Raw genomic sequence first — 19,043 nt, forward strand, 5'->3', positions numbered from 1 at the left:
CGCAATCCGATGAACCGCCGGTCACGGACGCCCGGTCGGCCGTCCGTCGACGGCGATCAGATCACTTGTTGCGCTTGAGTACTCGATCGGCAGCTGTCCAGTGCTCATCGGACACCCACAGCTGGGCGAACTCCTCGACCGCCTCCTCCGCGGTGGCGCCACGGACGACCTTCTTGATGCCCGACGCCGGGGCCGTCGCCAGCGAGCCCGCGATCCGCCGCCAGCCGGTGTCGAAGTCCGCACGCGGCAACACCTGATCGACGAGCCCGACCTCCAGGGCTTCGCCCGACGACAGCATCCGCCCGGTGCCAGCGAGCAGTGTGGCCCGCGACGGGCCCACCAACGACACCAGCCGTTCGAGCCCACCCCAGGCGGGCATGATCGCAAGTGCCGATTGATTGAACCCGATCCTGACGTCGTCGGCGGCGATCCGGATGTCGGCCGCGGTGGCGAACTCCGCGCCACCGCCGAGGGCATGACCATTCAGTGCGGCAACAACCGGCGCCGGGAACGCCACGATCCGATCGCAGATCCCCCGCATCCGCCAGGCCATCTGGCGCGCGTCGTCGAGACTGCGGAGTTTGGCCAGCTCCTTGAGATCGCCCCCGGACACGAACACGCGGTCGCCCCCACCGGTGATCGCGAGCGCACGAGCTCCGTGCGCGGCATCGATCGCCTTGTCCAACTCGTCCATCGTGTCCGGCGCGATGGCATTGCGCGCCTCCGGCCGGTCGATCGTGATGATCGCCAGCTCGCCCTCGAAGTCAAGCGTGACCACAGGTTGCTCTCCATCTACGAGATTGGCATTCTACTTTGTGAGAATATCATCATCAGTCAGCCCGACATCGTCACGCTTGGAGATCCCGATGAGAGAGATTCCCGCCGAACTCGCCGCAACCTACCGGGCCAACGGATGGTGGACCGACGAGACGATCGGCGACATGCTCACCGCCGGCCTGGCCGCCGCCCCGGACACGCCGTTCCGTATCCACTCGGCGTTGCGGCCATGGGCGGGCACCTTCGCGGATGTCGAACTCGTGGCCCGACGACTCGCGACCGGGCTGGCCGACCGAGGCGTGCAACCCGGCGATGTGGTGGCTTTCCAATTGCCGAACTGGATGGAGGCCGCAGCCACGTTCTGGGCGTCCGCGATGCTCGGAGCAGCCGTCGTACCGATCGTGCATTTCTATGGGCGCAAGGAGATCTCGTACATCCTGCGCGACGTCGAGCCGAAGGTGTTCATCGGCGCCGAACGCTTCGGAAACCTCACCTACGATCACGACGTGACCACCGACATCCCGATCGTCGGCATCGTCGATCGCACGTTCGACGACCTCCTCGCCGACGAACCGATGACCGGACATGTCCGCACCGACCCCGGTTCGTGCACCCTCATCGCTTACACGTCCGGAACCACCAGCAACCCGAAAGGTGTTCTGCACAGCCACCGGACACTCGGCCACGAGACCCGTCAACTCTCGGACATGTATCCCGACGACCGGGGCAATCAGCTCACCGCGGCACCCGTCGGACATTTCATCGGAATGGTCAACGCCTTCCTCATCCCCGTCCTCGACGGTTCTCCCATCAACCTCACCGACGTCTGGAACCCGGGCGAGGCACTGCGGTTGATGCGCACCGACGGCCTCACCGTCGGTGGCGGCGCCACCTACTTCATGACCAGCCTCATCGACCATCCCGACTTCACCCCGGATCATGTGTCCCACATGCGATATGCCGGACTCGGCGGTTCGTCGGTGCCCAGCGCCATCACCACGAGACTGTCCGACCTCGGCATCATCGTGTTCCGGTCATACGGAAGCACCGAGCACCCTTCGATCACCGGCTCCTATTGCACCGAGCCCGCCGACAAGCGCAACCACACCGACGGCCACGCACTGTCGGGCGTGGAGGTCCGACTGTCCGAGGACGGCGAGATCCTCAGTCGCGGACCGGACCTCTGCATGGGATACACCGACGACGAGCTCACCGCGCGTGCCTTCGACGCCGACGGCTGGTACCACACCGGTGACATCGGCACGCTCGACGATGACGGCTACCTGTGCATCACCGACCGCAAGGCGGACATCATCATCCGCGGCGGTGAGAACGTCAGCGCGCTCGAGGTCGAGGAGGCCCTGCTCGGGATGCCCGGCGTCGCCGAGGCAGCGGCGGTCTCCGCACCCGATCCCCGCCTCGGCGAACACGTCGCCGCCGTGTTGCGACTGCGACCCGACCATCCGATGCCGACCATCGAGGACATCCAGGCCCACTTCGCCCAGATCGGGCTGGCCAAGCAGAAATGGCCCGAGGAACTGCACCGTGTCGACGACTTCCCGCGGACCGCGAGCGGCAAGGTGCAGAAATTCTTGGTCCGAAAGAACATTGCGGCCACCGCTTAGAGAGAATACGATTCTCTCAGAGAGAAAAGGAGGATCTTCCGTGACATCCAAGGAACTGCCCTACCCGCTGTTCGATGCGGACAATCACCTGTACGAGACCAAAGAGGCCCTCACCAAGTTCCTCCCCGACAAGTACAAGAAGGCCATCCAGTACGTCGAGGTGGAAGGTCGCACCAAGATCGCGATCCAGGGACAGATCAGCGAGTACATCCCCAATCCGACGTTCGAGGTCGTCGCCCGGCCCGGCGCGATGGAGGACTACTTCAAGAACGGCAACCCCGACGGCAAGAGCAAGCGAGAGATCTTCGGCAAGCCGATCAAGTCGCCGCCGGCATTCCGCGAGCCCGCTCCTCGCCTGGAGTTGATGGACGAGCTGAAGATCGACCGCACACTGATGTTCCCGACACTGGCGAGCCTGGTCGAAGAGCGGATGCGGCACGACCCGGAACTGATCCATGCGGTCGTCCATTCACTCAACCAGTGGTTGTACGAGACCTGGTCGTTCAACTACAAGGAGAGGATCTTCACCGTCCCGGTGATCAGCCTCCCCATCGTCGACAAGGCCATCGAAGAGCTCGAATGGTGCGTCGAGCGGGGCGCCAAGGCCATCCTCGTGCGCCCGGCGCCGGTCCCCGGTTTCAAGGGGCCACGGTCGTTCGCGCTCCCCGAGTTCGACCCGTTCTGGAAGCGCGTCGTCGAACTGGATGTTCTTGTCACACAGCACTCGTCGGACAGCGGCTACGCACGCTACAACCAGGATTGGGATGGCACGGGCGCAGAGATGCTGCCGTTCGTGACCAATGCGTTCCGCATGGTCAGTGAGTGGCGCCCGATCCAGGACGCGGTGGCGTCATGGGTGTGCCACGGTGCGCTGCTGCGCTTCCCGGAGCTGCGGATCGCCGTGATCGAGAACGGCGCGAGCTGGCTGCCGCACGTGTTGCAGACGCTGACCGACGTCTACAAGAAGGCCCCCGAGGGCTTCGGCATGGAAGATCCGGTGGCGGCCATCAAGAAGAGCATCCATGTGAGTCCGTTCTGGGAAGAGGACTTCAGCAAGCTGACCGCCCTGATCGGGGCCGAGCGTGTGCTGTTCGGTTCGGACTATCCGCATCCGGAGGGGTTGGCCGAACCCACCACGTACATCAGCCACATCGAGCATCTGCCCCTCGAGGACCAGAAGCTCGTGATGGGCGGCAACATGGCGAGGCTACTCAAGGTATGACGTGGCAGACCATCCCCGAGATGGTCCTGTCCGCCGGCGACCGCTTCGGAGATTCCGAAGCGGTCGTCGACGGTTCACGGCGCCTGACCTTCCGGGAGATCACGGATCGAATTCTTCGGGCGGCCGGTGCATTTCACCGTTTCGGCATCGTCAAGGGCGACCGCGTCGCGATCTGGGCGCCGAACTCGGCCGACTGGATCATCGCGGCCTTCGGACTGCTCACGGCGGGCGCGACCCTGGTGCCGATCAACACGCGCTACAAGCAGGCCGAGGCCGACGACATCCTCGTCCGCTCCTCGGCGCGACTTCTCCTCGTCCAGAAGGGTTTCCTCGGCCAGGATTTCACGCCGTCCACGACGGTGCCGGTCATCGATCTGTCCTCTGGCTTCCTCGACGACGGCGAGCCCTTCCAGGCCGAACTCGACGGCACCGACATCGCCGACGTCATGTTCACCTCGGGCACCACGGGCCGCCCCAAGGGCGTCATGACGAATCATCGTCAGACTCTGCGGTTGTTCTCCGAATGGTGCGACCTGGCCGATCTCCGCACCGGTGACCGCTATCTGATCGTCAACCCGTTCTTCCACATGTTCGGTTACAAGGCAGGCATGATCGCCGCCTTCATTCGTGGGGCCACGATTTATCCGGTGCCGGTGTTCGACGTCGACGCGGTGCTGACAATCGTTGCCGACGAACAGATCACCATGCTTCCGGGCCCGCCGACGCTCTACCAGTCGCTGCTGTCGGCGGATCGCAGCACCTGGGATCTGTCGTCGCTACGGGCCGCCGTCACCGGATCGGCCGACATCCCCGTCGAACTCATCCGACGGATGCACGAGGAACTCCCCTTCGAGACGATCATGACCGGATACGGTCTCAGCGAGGGCGGTACGGTGACCGCGTCTCGGCGTGGTGACACGTTCGAGCAGATCGCTGCCACCGTCGGCACGCCGTGTGCCGACATCGAGATCGCGATCGCCGACGACGGCGAGGTACTCATCCGCGGGTACAACGTGATGCAGGGGTATCTCGACGACCCCGACGCCACCGCAGAAGCCATCGATCCCGCGGGCTGGTTACACACCGGCGATCTCGGTGCCTTCGACGACGACGGTCACCTACGGATCATCGGACGCAAGAAGGACATGTTCATCGTCGGCGGCTTCAACGCCTACCCCGCCGAGATCGAGAGTTATCTCCTCGACCATCCCGCCGTGGCGCAGGTCGCGGTCATCGGGGTTCCCGACGAGCGGCTCGGGCAGGTGGGCAAGGCGTTCGTCGTGGCCGCCGCCGAGGTCACCGAAGACGAGATCCTCGACTTCGCACGCGAACGCATGGCCGGGTTCAAGGCGCCCCGATCGGTGGTGTTCCTCGACGAACTGCCCCTCACCGCCACGGGCAAGGTTCACAAAGACCTGTTGCGCCGCAGGTGACTTCACCGCGGCCTACCCACCGCCGACCGAGACCACGCACACCCACCGCCGGGTCAGGTCCACAGCACACCCACCGCCGGCCAAGTCCGCAGCACCCCACCGCCGGTCAAGTCGACCCACCGCCGGGTCAAGTCCACAGCACCCCCACCGCCGGTCAAGTCGACCCACCGCCGGTTCAAGTCACAGCACACCCACCGCAGGTCAAGTCACCCAACGCCGATCGAGTAGATCGGAGCGCTAGCGGAGATCGTATCGAGATCTCGATACGACCTCCGACAACCGGACTCCGACCCCAGCCTGCACCGCGACCTACCCGACGAGCGATCCCGCTACGCCGCCGGACCGCGCAGGATCGTCACCGCCGCGACCGACGTCGGGCCACCGACGTTGTGTGCCAGTCCGATTCGGGCGCCGTCGACTTGGTTGACGGCGTGGCCGCGCAATTGCTCGAACAGCTCGACACACTGACCCACACCCGTGGCACCCGGCGGATGTCCCTTGGATTTCAGGCCCCCGCTGGTGTTCACGGGGATCTTGCCACCGATCGTGGTCTCGCCGGCCTCCAGCAACTTGTACCCCTCGAACCGGTTGGCAAAGCCGAGATCCTCGTAACTGATGAGCTCGATGCCGGTGAAGAAGTCGTGCACCTCGGCGACGTCGACGTCGGCAGGCGAGATGCCTGCCATCGCGAAGGCCCGCTGCGCGGCGCGCACCGTCGCGGGAAAGGTGGTCAGATCGGTCTTGTGCTGGTGCATCATCGAGTCCAGACCGAGGCCGACGCCGTCCACCCACACCGGCCTGCCGGTGTACCGGTCGGCGATGTCCTCGGCCACCAGGATCAACGCTGCCGCACCGTCACTCAGCGGCGCACAGTCGTAGACGCTGAATGGCTCAACGACCGTCGGCGCCGACAACGCCTGCTGCGCGGTGATCTCGTACCGGAGTCTCGCCTTCGGGTTGGTGGCGCCGTGACGATGATTCTTGACCGACACCATCGCCAGATGCTCACGGGTGGCGGGTGATTCGTGAAAGTACCGGTTGACGTGCAACGCCACACCGGCCGGCGCGACCAGGCCGAGTGGATATTCCCACGCCATGTCTCGCGAGACGGCCTCCCACTCCCAGAGCACGTTCTTCGACGCCGTCTCGCGCAGTTTGTCGGCTCCGGCCACCAGCGCGACGTCCACCGCGCCGGACGCGATCGCGTACACCGCGTTGCGCACCGCGTCGTTCCCGGTGGCACACGAGTTCTCCACCCGGGTGACCGGTATTCCGTCGATGCCGAGTGAATCCGCCACGATGCCCGACGCGAACCCGTCCGTGGGCCCGACGGCGCCGAACCATGCCGCCTCGATCTCGTGCTTGTCGATCCCCTTGTCCACCGATGCGACACAGTCGGCGAATGCCATCGGAACGAGATCCTTGACCCCGAGTGCGAAATGCTCGGCGAACGGGGTCATCCCGGCCCCGACGATCGCGACGCGCCTCATGCGACAGCTCCTTCCGGCTCGAAGGCATATCCGTAGTCCGGCACTCCCGACCGGACCGCCAGACGACGCAACACCAACCGCCCGCGGTCACCGATGCCCACCAGCCCAACGTGCGCTCCGGTCACCTTGACCAGGGCGCGCACCCCCACATCGTCGAGTTCGACGAGGACCAGCGAGTACGGTGACGGGAGGCCCGGTACCGGAACATGAACGGTGGCTTCGGAATACACCGATCCGGCACGAGGCAGAGGGACCAGCTCGTAGTCGGTGCGCAACGAACCGTCGGCATCCACGTGATAGCGCGGGGGAAAATCGAGATCATCGCTACCGGTGAACCGACCGGCCTCCCACCGCACCTTGGCCTCGAATGCCCGCTCGTAGGCGGCCAGCGAGATGCGCAGTTCGTCGTCGGAGGCGACCGGTTCCTCGGACTTCGGACGTGACGGCGGCTCTCGACGGAACACCTCGACGTCCCCCTCGGCCACCGTGATACCCGACAGGCTGGCCTGTTCGACCGCCACCAGACTGCCGGTCAGGCCCTGCTCGGCCATGACGGCCAGCGCCAACAGACCCGAACTCGCTCCCAGGGTGGGGACATCCGCATCGACCTCGGCGAGCCTCGCGGCCTGTTTGCGGTCCACGCCGGCCACCACGGTCGGCTTCTCCAGCCAGGACGCGGCCAGGGACGCGACGAGTCCGCGGTCGTGCAACAGGCGCGGGTCACCGTAGTCGTGCACGGCGCCCGTCGTGTTGCGGGTGCGCACCGGAAGGCTGCGGGCCACACGCGCACTCGTCCGCACGTTGAGGCCACGATCGGCGGTCAACACCGCTGCCGCACCGGCAGGTTGGAGGTCGACGCCGATGACCAACGTACGCGGGCGGGCCGAACTCAACGCGTCGAGCGTCGCCGGCGCACCCCCGAGGCGTTCGGTCACCTCGAGCTCCGGGTCCAGGTCGAGTCCGGCCAACAGAACAGCCGCATTGCTGCTCTCCAGCAGCGGTAGGTCGCGGCTCACCACGACGACCGAGGCCACGGGGGCACCGGTACTCAGCGCGGCACGTCCGGCCTCCACCGCGAGGGTGATGGCGTCCTCGTCATCACCGGTGACGCGGCCCTCGTCACCGCCCCAGCACGGGAGGTAGGTTCCGATAGAGGTGACGTTCGGCATCGTCTACTCCCCTCAGGTGACCGCGCCCGCGGTCTTCAGTTCGATGATCTGATCCCACCCGAGCCCGAGCTCTTGCAAGATGTCGTCGGTCTGCGCCGCGAACTCCGGAGCCCGGCCTGCGGCCGGTGCGCTCACGTCGAACTGCACTGGGTTGCCGACGAGTTCGAGGTCACCGACGTCGACGATGTACTCGTTCGCCCTGATCTGTGCGTCGTCGCCGACCTGGCGCGAGTCCTGGACGGGCGCCCACGGCCCGGCGAGCGTGGCGAAGCGCTCCGTCCACTCGGCCAGCGGCCGTTCACCGATGACCTGACGCAGGATCGTCACCGCCTCCTCGGTGTTCTCCGCGAGTGCCGACGGTGTCGCGAAGCGGGGATCGTCGATCAGATCCGGGCGCTCGATGTGCTCGCACACATCCGCCCAGAATTTGCCCGGCTGCAGCATCACGAACGAGAGGTAACGGTCGTCGGCCGTCTTGTACAGACCGGACAGCGGATTCGTCAGTGCTCCATGCTGTCCCGGCTTCGGCGCTTCCATCTCCTTGTCGAGCAACAGCGACAGCGCCACCGTGTGGCCCATCGACCACAGTCCGCTGCCCAGCAACGAGACGTCGACCACCGACGGTTCGCCGGTGCGTTCGCGCTTCAACAACGCGGCCGCCACTCCGCCGGCCAGATTGGTGCCGGAGATCGTGTCGCCGAACGCCGGCCCGGGCGGGTTGATGATGCCGTCATAACCCGGCGGCGTCAGCGTCGCCGCGATCCCACCGCGTGACCAGAAAGCGGTCATGTCGTAGCCACCGCGATCCGACTCCACCCCGCGCGGGCCCAGTGCGCTGCCCCGCGCGTAGACGATCTTCGGGTTGATGGCACGGATGTCGTCGACGTCGATGGCGAACTTCTGCCGCGGTTTGGGCAGGAAGCTGGTCAGGAACACGTCCGAACGCTTGACCAATTCTTCGAGGACCGTGCGCCCCTCGGGCTTGGACATGTCCAGCCCGATACTGCGCTTGCCCCGATTCGCGTGCTCCACATTGGGATTGACGTCGCCCTCGACGACGAAGGTGCCGGTGCGCCGTAGGCCGCGCTGCGGATCGCCGTTGACGGCATGCTCGACCTTGACGACCTCCGCGCCCCACTCCGCGAGGACCGCGCCTGCCGAGGGCACGAATCCGTACATCGCGACTTCGAGGACGCGGATGCCCTCCAGCGGCTTCATGACTTCACCGTCGCGGCAAAGGATTTGAGTTCGAGGAACTCTTCGAGCCCGGCGCGTCCCATCTCGCGGCCGATACCGGACTCCTTGTAGCCACCGAACGGGACGTCGGGAGCAAAATAGTTGCCGCCGTTGACGCTGAACGTGCCGGTCCGGATACGCCGACCGATCGCGATCGCACGCTCTTCGTTCTCCGACAACACCCCACCGGACAATCCGTATCGAGAGTTGTTCGCGATCGCGACGGCGTCATCGTCGCCGTCGTAGGGGATCATGACCAGCACCGGGCCGAAGACCTCCTCCTGCGCGATCTCGCTGTTCGGATCGACACCGGCGAGAAGTGTTGGACTGTAGAAGAATCCGGGCTCGACCCGATTTCCACCACGCACTCGACGGGCGCCGTCGGTGATGGCACGCTGCACCATGCCGTCGACCTTGTCGCGCTGCTGCTCGCTGATCAGCGGCCCCATGTACATCTTGGGATCGCTCGGATCACCGAAGGTGACGTGGTCGAGCATCGCACCCACCATCTCGGCCAGTTGGTCGTGCAGCTCGCGCGGCACCAACAGCCGCGTGGTCAACGCGCATCCCTGACCCGCGTGCGAGCAGATGGTGAACGCGGCGAACTGGGCGGCCTTCTGGAGGTCCGCGTCGTCGCACACGATCAGCGCCGACTTGCCGCCGAGTTCGAGGAAGACCCTCTTGAGCGAGGCACTGGCCGCCGCCATGATCTCCTTGCCCACCGTGGTCGATCCGGTGAACGTGACCACGTCCACCTCGGGATGAGTGGTCATCGTCTTACCCACGTCCACCGACGTGGAGGAGAGGATGTTGACCACCCCGGCTGGGATGTCGGTGTGCTCGGCGATGATCTCGCCGAGCGCCAAGGTGATGAGTGGGGTGGCCGGCGCCGCCTTGAGCACCACGGTGCAGCCCGCCGCCAGCGCCGGTGCGAGTTTCGCGAAGGCCAGCTGGTTGGGATAGTTGTAGGCGACGATCGCCGACACCACACCCGCGGCTTCCTTCTCTACCCACCGACGATGCGTCTCGCCGCGGATCTCGATGCTCTCGAGCTCCTCGGTCATGGGGTGGTCGCGCAGGATCTTGGCGTAGTACTCGACGATGCCGATCGGCGCATCGAGCTGGTTGCCGTAGGTCAGCATCCGGGTGGCACCGACGTCGGCGATCGTCAGCTCACGCAGCTCTTCGGCGTGCTCGCGCAGCGCCGAGGCAAGCTGATCGAGGCACCGGACACGCATGTCGATGTCGGTCGCCCAACCGGATTCGTCGAAGGCCCGACGGGCCGCCCGAATCGCTCGTTCGGTCTCCTCGACCCCGACGTCGGGAGCGGTGCCCAGCACCTCACCGGTCGCCGGATTGACCGAGGTGAAGGTCGGCTCGAGTGCGAGCAATTCGCCGTCGATCAGCACCCGCTTGGCGATCGGTGCCCCGGCGGAATCGGTCGCCGTGTTCGCCACTGTTTCTTGACTCACCGCAGACTCCGTTCGGAAATGTGATTCTCAATTGTGGCAAACGCCACATCCGCACGCCACGAACTGTAGCAGCCGGACCGCGCACGGTATAGCCACTCAGGCAAGAAGTCCGTCATCGAATCACACCGTCGACCACAACCCCACGTCGAGACCACAATGCGTCACCTGCACGGCAAACGCTTCGAATTGCTTGCAGATTGGCAAGATGCGAGAGTACGGTTCTCATCAACGAAAGGGGTATTCTTGTGATCCAGACGACAGCCCTCGGTCCCGCGCTCGGCGTACAGGTGAGCGGGATCGACAGTCTCGACGACCCAGCGGTCATCGCGCGATGCCTGGAAGCACTCAAGTGGCGCGGCGTCCTGCTCATTCGCGGCCTGCACCTCGACGACCCGGCCCAGGTCGCTTTCAGCAAGCAGCTCGGCCCCGTGCTCGCCCCCGCGGGTAAGGAGGTGTTCACCGTCTCGCTCGATCCGACGAAGACCCCGTCGGCCGAGTATCTGAAGGGGACCTTCCACTGGCACATCGACGACACCACCAACGACGTACCGGCCAAGGCCACGATGCTCACCGCACGCCACGTCGCGATGGTCGGCGGCGGAACGGAATTCGCGAGCACCTATGCCGCGTACGAGAACCTGCCCGAACAGGACCGCAAGCGCTACGAGGGTCTGCGCGTGGTGCACACCTTCGAGGCGTCCCAACGCCTCGCGAATCCCGACCCCACCGATGAGCAGGTGGCCAATTGGCGCAAGCTCCCGAGCCACGAGAGCTCCCTGGTCTGGAACCGCCGCGACGGCCGTCGCTCTCTGGTGATCGGAGCGACCGCCGATCACATCGTCGGCATGCGTCCCGAGGAGAGCCGCGAACTCCTCGACGAACTACTCGCATGGTCCACCCAGGAGCGGTTCTCCTACGTTCACGAATGGGAGGTCGGGGACGTCGTGATCTGGGACAACACCGGCATGTTGCATCGGGCGCTGCCCTATGACCCGTCGTCGGAGCGGCTCATGCACCGCACCACCATCGCCGGCGATGAGGCCTGGTCATGAAGAATGCTGTCGTCACCGGCGGTGCGTCCGGCATCGGAGCCGCTGTCGCCGAACGACTCCGCAGTCAGGGGTACCACGTCGCGACCATCGACCTGAAGCCCGCCGACGACGGACCACTCGCCCAGGCCGCCGACGTCACCGATCGCGCTCAGGTGGACGCCGCGCTCGCGGGCATTCGGGAAAGCCTGGGGCCCATCACCGTTCTGGTCAACGCCGCCGGGGTCGATGGCTTCCAGCGATTCACCAAGATCGACTTCGCCGAGTGGAGCCGGGTCATCGACGTCAATCTGAACGGCGTCTACCACTGCATCCAGGCGGTCCTGCCCGACATGCTCGATGCCGAGTGGGGTCGGATCGTGAACATCTCGTCCTCGAGCGCGCATTCCGGCCAGCCGTTCATGACCCATTACGTCGCCGCGAAGTCTGCCGTGAACGGACTGACCAAGGCTCTCGCCCTGGAGCTCGGACCCAAGGGGATCACCGTGAACGCGGTGCCACCGGGCTTCGTCGACACCCCGATGCTGCGCAACGCCGAGGGCCGGAAACGGTTGGGCGGCACCGTCGAAGAACACATTCAGCGAACCCCGGTACGTCGCGTCGGACGACCGGAGGACATCGCCGCGGCATGCGCCTTCCTGATCTCCGAGGATGCGGGCTACATCACCGGCCAGATCCTCGGCGTGAACGGCGGACGCAACACCTAGACAGCTCGGCCGCGCGCACCCGAGGCGCTGCGGCCGGACACAACCCAGCGGGGCTCGAACAAGGAGGAACAATCATGGGGCGCGTAGAGGGCAAGGTGGCGTTCGTCACCGGAGCGGCACGGGGACAAGGGCGAAGTCATGCGGTGCGACTCGCCGAGGAGGGTGCCGACATCATCGCGGTCGACCTCTGCAAGGACATCGACTCGATCGGCTATCCGATGGCCACCCCCGAGGATCTCGAGGAAACCGCACGCCTCGTGGAGAAACACGACCGGCGCATCGTCACCGCACAGGCCGACGTCCGCGACGCCCCGCAGCTGCGGGCCGCCCTCGAACGCGGGATCAATGAGCTCGGCAAGGTCGACATCGTGGTCGCACAGGCCGGGGTCGCGGGCATGAAGGGCGAACCGGCCGTGCAGGCCTGGACCGATGTCGTCGACACCAACCTGATCGGCACCATGAACGCTGTGCAGGTGGCACTGCCCCACCTCACCGAGGGGGCGTCGATCATCGCCACGGGTTCGATCGCGGCCCTGATGGACATCAGCAAGGTCGACCAGCCCGGCAAGGACCTCGGCGGCGTCGCCTATGTGTTCTCCAAGCGTGCCCTGTCCCAATACATCCACGAGCTCGCCACACACCTGGCGCCGCGGGGCATCAGGGCGAACGTGATCCATCCGACCAACTGCAACACCGACATGTTGCAGAGCGCACCGATGTACCGTTCGTTCCGTCCCGACCTCGAGGCACCGACGCGCGAGGACGCCACCCCCGCGTTCTACGTGCAGCAGGCCATGCCGACCCCGTGGGTCGAACCCACCGATATCAGCAACACCGTCCTGTTCCTCGCCTCCGAGGAGGCCCGCTACGTCACCGGCATGCAGATGCGCGTGGACGCCGGCGGATACCTCAAGTGGTACGACTTCCACATCTGACCGCTACCCCGCTGTGGGGCAGTCGCGGAATCTGCCTGCCCCACAGCGGATCACCCAGCCCACAGGAGTGATCACGTGAAAGTATTCGTCGACGGCGCCCGGTGCCAGGGCCACACGCTGTGCGCCATGATCGCACCCGACATGTTCGAGTTGGACGAGATGGACGGGCATTCCACGCCGGTGGCACAAGACGTGCCGACCGAGCAGGAGGCCAAGGTCCGCGAAGCGGTGCGGTCCTGCCCGGAGCAGGCCATTTCCATCGAGGAATGACAAGACCACAAGCATGACAGACCATTTCGGACCACACGGAGGTTGACGCGATGACTGCGGACAGCATCGTCGACGACGAGCGCAAGAGAAACAAGTATTCGTTCGACCGGCATTCCGCTGACTATCGGGAGAGGTTCCTCGACACCACGCGTGAGATGCAGGAATCGTGCCCGGTGGCGTGGAGCGACACCTACGACGGCCACTGGGTGGCCGCGAGCAGCGACGCCGTCTTCGAACTCGCTCGCTGCCCGTACGTGTCCAACGACCACGACGTCCGCAATGAACGCAACGGATACAAGGGCATCATGATCCCCACCGCCGAGCGTGCGTCGGGTGTCCGCGGAGGCATCCTCGAGATGGACGGGGACGAGCACAAGTTCTACCGGCAGATCCTCAACCCGTACCTGTCCCCCGCTGCGGTGAAGCGTTGGATTCCGTTCATCGACAAGGTCGTCCACGCCTGCATCGACGAGAAGATCGAGTCCGGGCGCATCGATTTCGTGGACGAGCTCGCCAACGTGGTGCCCGCCGTGCTGACCTTGGCGATCCTCGGCATCCCGATCGACCGGTGGACGATCTACAACGAGCCGACTCACGCTGCCGTGTACACCCCGCCGGACTCGCCGGACGCGCCGCGCATCGCCGAGCTCCACCGCGAACTCGGAATCGACCTGATCACCAACATGCTCGAGATCAGGGAGAATCCGCGGCCCGGCATCATCAGCGCCGTCGCCAACGAGAACTTCCACGGCGGCGATCCCGACGACATGGAGCTGCTCGGCATCCTGAGCTTGGTGATCGGCGGTGGATTCGACACGACCACCGCACTGACCGCCCATGCCCTCGAATGGCTTTCGGAGAACCCCGACGAGCGTGCTCGGCTCAGCGCCGACCGCGACGACCTCCTCGACGGTGCGACCGAAGAGTTCCTTCGCTACTTCACCCCCGCAGCCGGCGACGGACGGACCATCGCCGAGAACTGCGACGTCGCGGACACTCAATTCCGTGAAGGAGAACGACTCTGGCTGTCCTGGGCGATGGCCAACCGGGACCCGGAGCTGTTCGACGAACCGAACAGCATGCATCTCGACCGTGGCGGCAACCGGCATTTCAGCTTCGGTCTCGGCGTCCACCGATGCATCGGTTCCAACGTCGCCCGCACCGTCTTCAAGCGGATGCTCGTGGCGGTCCTCGATCGTATGCCCGACTATCGATGTGATCCCGAGGGCACCGTGCACTACGACTCGATCGGCGTCATCCAAGGCATGCGGCACCTGCCTGCCACGTTCACGCCCGGTCCGCGAACCCATCGAGGTCTCGACGACACCTTGGTGGAACTGCAGCAGATGATCGACGAGGAGCGACTCGCCGAACCGCTGGCGATCGCCCGAGCAAAGAAATCCGAGTGATGGCAGGCGACGAACCGTCCCGCCCGCTGCCGCTGGTCACCGAGGCCAACCGGTTCTTCTGGACGGCCGGGGCCGACGACACACTCCGGATCCAGCACTGTCGGGCATGTGATTCGCTCATCCATCCGCCGGCACCGGTGTGTCGGTACTGTCGCGGTACCGACCTCGACGTCCGCGATGTCTCCGGAACCGGGACGCTGGCGGGCTTCACCGTCAATCACCGGTTCGCCCTGCCCGGACTCCCGCCTCCCTACGTGGTGGCGCAGGTGGCTCTCGTCGAGGATCCTCGAATCCGCCTGACCACCAACATCATCGACCACGATCCGGACGATCTGTGGCTGGGCATGACTGTACAGGTGGACTTCCAGCACATCGACGACGTCTGGTTGCCGGTGTTCACGCCCGTTGCCGAACAAGCGGAACCGGCGGCGCTGCCCACCGACGAGATCGCGCCCGACGATTTCGCACGGTATGTCCGGCCGATGGCCACCGCCGAGAAGTTCGAGGACAAGGTGGCACTCACGGGTGTCGGCATGTCCCGGATCGGCCGCAGGCTCATGGTCCCCCCGCTGTCGCTGACCGTCGACGCGTGTCAGCAGGCAGTGGCCGACGCAGGCCTGACCATGGACGACATCGACGGTATCGCAACCTATCCCGGCGGCGGGAACGTCGGCGGGTTCGGTGAGGGCGGGGTGACCCCCGTCGAGGCGGCACTCGGACTGCGTCCGACGTGGCACAACGGCGGCATCGAGACCTTCGGCCCGGGAGGTTCGGTGATCGCGGCGATGATGGCCGTCGCGAGCGGACTGGCACGTCACGTCCTCTGCTACCGAACCGTGTGGGAGGCCACCTACAACGAGTTGCTCAAACGGGGTGAGATCACCCAGCCGTCGGCCCGTACCCAGAGTTGGATGGTTCCTTTCGGTGCGACGTCGGCCGCGCACACACTCGCGCAGAATGCCCAGCGCCACTTCCATCGCTACGGGACGACGAAGGAGACCCTCGGCTGGATTGCGCTGAATCAGCGCGCCAACGCGGGTGTGAATCCCACTGCGGTCTACCGCGACCCGATGACCATGGACGATTATCTCGCGGCGCGTCCGATCACCACCCCGTTCGGGCTCTTCGACTGCGACGTGCCCTGCGACGGGGCCGTCGCGGTGATCGTCTCGGCGGCGGACGTGGCTCGCGATCTCGCCAAACCACCGGTGCTCGTCGAGGCCGTCGGCACCCAGATCATCGAACGGATGGATTGGGATCAGAGCACTCTCACCCACGAACCCCAGGTCCTCGGGCAGGCCGCGCACATGTGGTCGCGTACCTCGCTGCGTCCCGAAGACGTACAGATCGCTGAACTCTACGACGGTTTCACCATGAACTGTCTGTCCTGGATCGAAGCACTCGGTTTCTGCGGGATCGGTGAGGCCAGGGACTTCCTCGACGGGGGCAAGAACATCTCCAGAGAGGGGCAGATCGCGCTGAACACGCACGGCGGGCAGCTCTCCCACGGCCGCACCCACGGCATGGGCCTGGTGCACGAGGCGGTGGTCCAGCTGCGTGGCGAGGCGGGCGATCGACAGGTCGCCGACGCGTCCGTGGGCGTCGTCAGTTCCGGCGGTCTGACGCCCAGCGGTGTGCTGTTGCTCCGGAGTGCCGCGTGACTGCGGAACCCTGGGCGGTCCCAGAACCTGTGCGGGACCCGGTGGTGGCCGCGCGCACCGTCGTCGTGAACGGCATCGCGATGTCGGCACTGGTCGCCTCGGTGCACGATCCGCGCGCCGTGATCGTCGCGATCCACGGAGGTGCGGCACGGGCGGCGTACTTCGATTGCCCGGGGCACCCGGAGTATTCGCTGTTGCGCCTGGGCGCCTCGCTCGGATTCACGGTGATCGCGCTCGACCGTCCGGGCTATGGGGCGTCGGCAGACCATGCCGCCGCACTGGTGTCACCGCAGAGCCGTGTCGACGCGACCTACGCGGCGATCGATGCGCTGCTCCGCGACGACGAGCGCGGCGCCCGTGTCTTCCTGTGGGCGCATTCCATCGGCTGCGAACTCGCGGTGCGGACGGCGGCCGACGAACGCGGCGGTGAGCTCCTCGGTGTCGAACTCGCGGGCACCGGTGTCGAACACCAACCCCTGGCGCGCCAGATCCTGGGCACCCACGAGGGCAACGCCGCGCCGGCCGGTGTGCGAAAACTCCTCTGGGAGCCGGCCGTGCTCTATCCACAGTCCATCATCGGAGGGGCGGCGTTCGCCTCGCCCACCCCGCCGTTCGAGGGCTCCGCGATTCGGTCGTGGCCCACGGACTTCCCGAGGCTCGCCCCGAATGTCGCAGTACCGGTGCACTTCTCGGCGGCTCAGTACGAACACGTGTGGCGCCGCGACGCCGATGGGTTGGACACCGTTGCGAAACTGTTCGACTCCGCACCGCGCGTCGAGGTGAGCACCATCGCCGGGGCCGGTCACAACCTCAGCATCGGCCACGCCGCGGTCGCCTATCACCTGCGCATCATGGCGTTCATCGAGGAATGCCTGGTGCTCCGTAGTTTTCCCGAGTTGGCATCGGAAGGAACGGAGACGAACTCGTGAGAGTCGGATTCATCGGTCTGGGCAGTCAGGGCGGGCCCATGGCCCGCCGCATCGTCGATGCGGGGATCGAGACCGTGCTGTGGGCACGACGTCCCGAATCTCTCGAGCCCTATGCCGAGACCGCGGCAAAGGTCGTCGGCTCGCCTGCCGAGCTGGGCGCAGCGAGCGATGTGGTGTGCCTGTGTGTGGTCGGCGACGACGATGTGCTGCAGGTGACGACGGGCTCCGACGGCGTGCTGTCGGGCATGTCCGAAGGTGGGATCATCGTGGTGCACAGTACTGTTCACCCGGAAACGTGTCGGCAGCTGGCGCAGATCGCCGAAGCGAAAGGCGTGTCCGTCGTCGACGCCCCGGTCAGTGGCGGGGGGCGGGCCGCGGCGGCCGGTTCGTTGCTGGTCATGGTCGGAGGCGACGACGAGTCGGTCGCATCCTGTCGTCGGGTCTTCGAGACCTACGCCGATCCGATCGTCCACCTCGGGCCACTCGGTTCCGGACAGGTCACCAAGCTGTTGAACAACGCCCTGTTCACCGCGAACCTGGCGACCGCGTCGGACACCTTGGACCTCGGCCGTTCTCTGAGTGTGGACGCGACCCGCCTCGCCGAGGTGATCACCCACGGTACGTCGAACAGCTTTGCGCTGGAACGCATCGCCGATGCCGGCGGCTCCCTCGACCGGATCGCCGCCTATGCGGGAAACCTTCTCCAGAAGGACGTCGGCCTGCTCGAGGGCATCTCCTCCGACGTGCGAGGCACGACCGGAGAGGCCGTCCTGGCGGCCGCACACGATACGCTGCGCCGGATCGGCGTGGAGTCGTGACCGAGGTCGGTGTCGTCGGTGTGGGTCGCATGGGGCTGCCCATGGTGACACGTCTCGTCGACGCCGGCCATCACGTGCGCGCTCTCGGGCGCAGCCGGGATGTACGCGAGCGACTCGCCGCAGCCGGGGCACTGCCGGTCGCCGACATCGCCGATGTGGTCACCGCATCCACCGAGGTCGTGCTGATCACCGTTCTCACCGACGACCAGGTGCGCGAGGTGTGTCTGTCCACACCGCTGCTGTCGTACGCGTCTGCGGGCACCACGCTGGTCATCCACACCACCGGCAGTCCCACCACGTCCGCACTGGTCGCCGAAAAGCTGTCGTCCCAGCGTGTCTCGGTCGTGGACGCGGCGGTCAGCGGGGGGCCACACGACATCGCGGCCGGCCGGCTGACCGTATTCATCGGCGGTGACGATCGATCCGTCGAGAAGGTCGTGCCGACCCTCGCGGCCTACGCGAATCCTGTCGTCCCGGTCGGCGAGCTCGGGTCCGGCCAACGTGTGAAGCTGGTCAACAATGCGATCTTCACTGCCCAGATCGGTCTGATCCGCGCCGGGATCACCCTCGGGGAGCAACTCGGACTCGACGAGGCGGCACTGCTGTCCGCTCTTCCGCACGCGAGTGCAGACAGTCGCGCACTCGCCGGGGTCGTGCGCCGGGGTTCGGTCGATGCGTTCATCGGCTCGGTACGGCAGTTCGTCGGCAAAGACGTCGAGGTGGTCCGGGGGGTCGCCGCGGAACTCGACGGCGATCTCGGCCTCCTCGAACCTCTGATCGGTTTGGGCTGTCCGCCCCCACCCCCGGTCGAGTAGTCGCCCCACCACCGGTCAAACAGCCG

General features: G+C 66.0%; 17 protein-coding genes. 12 read left to right on the forward strand and 5 right to left on the reverse strand.

What is annotated here, in order from left to right; genetic code table 11:
- Positions 1-61: 61 nt before the first annotated feature.
- Complete coding sequence (locus tag AAFP35_RS13725) at positions 62-778, reverse strand: enoyl-CoA hydratase/isomerase family protein (RefSeq protein ID WP_419222177.1); 717 nt, start codon at positions 776-778, stop codon at positions 62-64.
- Between the two features lie 88 nt (positions 779-866).
- On the opposite strand from AAFP35_RS13725, the gene AAFP35_RS13730 reads away from it, so the two are divergent.
- From AAFP35_RS13730 to AAFP35_RS13740, 3 genes are read left to right on the forward strand one after another with little or no spacing between them, the layout of a single operon-like run.
- Complete coding sequence (locus tag AAFP35_RS13730) at positions 867-2,402, forward strand: AMP-binding protein (RefSeq protein ID WP_419222178.1); 1,536 nt, start codon at positions 867-869, stop codon at positions 2,400-2,402.
- 40 nt (positions 2,403-2,442) lie between these two features.
- Positions 2,443-3,624, forward strand: a complete 1,182-nt coding sequence (locus tag AAFP35_RS13735) for an amidohydrolase family protein (RefSeq protein WP_419222179.1) — start codon at positions 2,443-2,445, stop codon at positions 3,622-3,624.
- Positions 3,621-5,057, forward strand: coding sequence for a FadD3 family acyl-CoA ligase (locus tag AAFP35_RS13740; protein ID WP_419222180.1), 1,437 nt, complete (start codon positions 3,621-3,623; stop codon positions 5,055-5,057). The genes AAFP35_RS13735 and AAFP35_RS13740 overlap by 4 nt, the downstream gene beginning before the upstream one ends.
- A gap of 329 nt (positions 5,058-5,386) precedes the next feature.
- Here the strand turns inward: AAFP35_RS13740 and AAFP35_RS13745 are convergent, their stop codons facing one another.
- Genes AAFP35_RS13745 through AAFP35_RS13760 form a run of 4 tightly spaced genes read right to left on the reverse strand, consistent with a single transcriptional unit; the run spans position 5,387 to position 10,424 of the window.
- The gene (locus AAFP35_RS13745; RefSeq protein ID WP_419222181.1) at positions 5,387-6,547 is read right to left on the reverse strand and encodes a thiolase C-terminal domain-containing protein; all 1,161 of its coding nucleotides are present in this window, start codon (positions 6,545-6,547) and stop codon (positions 5,387-5,389) included.
- Positions 6,544-7,716, reverse strand: coding sequence for a Zn-ribbon domain-containing OB-fold protein (locus AAFP35_RS13750; RefSeq protein WP_419222182.1), 1,173 nt, complete (start codon positions 7,714-7,716; stop codon positions 6,544-6,546). Before AAFP35_RS13750 ends, AAFP35_RS13745 begins: the two co-directional genes overlap by 4 nt.
- Positions 7,717-7,728: 12 nt before the next feature.
- Positions 7,729-8,934: a CaiB/BaiF CoA transferase family protein gene (locus AAFP35_RS13755; RefSeq protein WP_419222183.1), complete on the reverse strand. Its 1,206-nt coding sequence runs from the start codon at positions 8,932-8,934 to the stop codon at positions 7,729-7,731.
- A complete protein-coding gene (locus tag AAFP35_RS13760; protein WP_419222184.1) occupies positions 8,931-10,424 on the reverse strand; it encodes an aldehyde dehydrogenase family protein in 1,494 nt (497 codons plus the stop codon). The genes AAFP35_RS13755 and AAFP35_RS13760 overlap by 4 nt, the downstream gene beginning before the upstream one ends.
- A 245-nt stretch (positions 10,425-10,669) precedes the next feature.
- Here AAFP35_RS13760 and AAFP35_RS13765 point away from each other — a divergent pair, with 245 nt between their 5' ends.
- The 9 genes from AAFP35_RS13765 (at position 10,670) to AAFP35_RS13805 (ending at position 19,017) form a co-directional block, all read left to right on the forward strand.
- Positions 10,670-11,476 carry a TauD/TfdA dioxygenase family protein gene (locus AAFP35_RS13765; RefSeq protein WP_419222185.1) on the forward strand — a complete coding sequence of 269 codons (807 nt, stop codon included), beginning with the start codon at positions 10,670-10,672 and terminating at the stop codon, positions 11,474-11,476.
- Positions 11,473-12,180, forward strand: a complete 708-nt coding sequence (locus AAFP35_RS13770; RefSeq protein ID WP_419222186.1) for an SDR family NAD(P)-dependent oxidoreductase — start codon at positions 11,473-11,475, stop codon at positions 12,178-12,180. The genes AAFP35_RS13765 and AAFP35_RS13770 overlap by 4 nt, the downstream gene beginning before the upstream one ends.
- A 74-nt stretch (positions 12,181-12,254) precedes the next feature.
- Positions 12,255-13,115: a mycofactocin-coupled SDR family oxidoreductase gene (locus tag AAFP35_RS13775; RefSeq protein WP_419222187.1), complete on the forward strand. Its 861-nt coding sequence runs from the start codon at positions 12,255-12,257 to the stop codon at positions 13,113-13,115.
- 75 nt (positions 13,116-13,190) lie between these two features.
- A complete protein-coding gene (locus AAFP35_RS13780) occupies positions 13,191-13,385 on the forward strand; it encodes a ferredoxin (protein WP_419222188.1) in 195 nt (64 codons plus the stop codon).
- A gap of 50 nt (positions 13,386-13,435) precedes the next feature.
- Positions 13,436-14,794, forward strand: coding sequence for a cytochrome P450 (locus AAFP35_RS13785; protein WP_419222189.1), 1,359 nt, complete (start codon positions 13,436-13,438; stop codon positions 14,792-14,794).
- Complete coding sequence (locus AAFP35_RS13790; RefSeq protein ID WP_419222190.1) at positions 14,794-16,455, forward strand: thiolase C-terminal domain-containing protein; 1,662 nt, start codon at positions 14,794-14,796, stop codon at positions 16,453-16,455. The genes AAFP35_RS13785 and AAFP35_RS13790 overlap by 1 nt, the downstream gene beginning before the upstream one ends.
- Positions 16,452-17,384, forward strand: a complete 933-nt coding sequence (locus tag AAFP35_RS13795; protein WP_419222191.1) for an alpha/beta hydrolase — start codon at positions 16,452-16,454, stop codon at positions 17,382-17,384. Before AAFP35_RS13790 ends, AAFP35_RS13795 begins: the two co-directional genes overlap by 4 nt.
- A complete protein-coding gene (locus AAFP35_RS13800; RefSeq protein ID WP_419222192.1) occupies positions 17,381-18,202 on the forward strand; it encodes an NAD(P)-dependent oxidoreductase in 822 nt (273 codons plus the stop codon). Before AAFP35_RS13795 ends, AAFP35_RS13800 begins: the two co-directional genes overlap by 4 nt.
- A complete protein-coding gene (locus AAFP35_RS13805) occupies positions 18,199-19,017 on the forward strand; it encodes an NAD(P)-dependent oxidoreductase (RefSeq protein ID WP_419222193.1) in 819 nt (272 codons plus the stop codon). Before AAFP35_RS13800 ends, AAFP35_RS13805 begins: the two co-directional genes overlap by 4 nt.
- Positions 19,018-19,043 lie beyond the last annotated feature (26 nt).

The organism is Gordonia sp. CPCC 206044 (genome assembly GCF_048537895.1).
Classification (GTDB): Bacteria; Actinomycetota; Actinomycetes; order Mycobacteriales; family Mycobacteriaceae; genus Gordonia.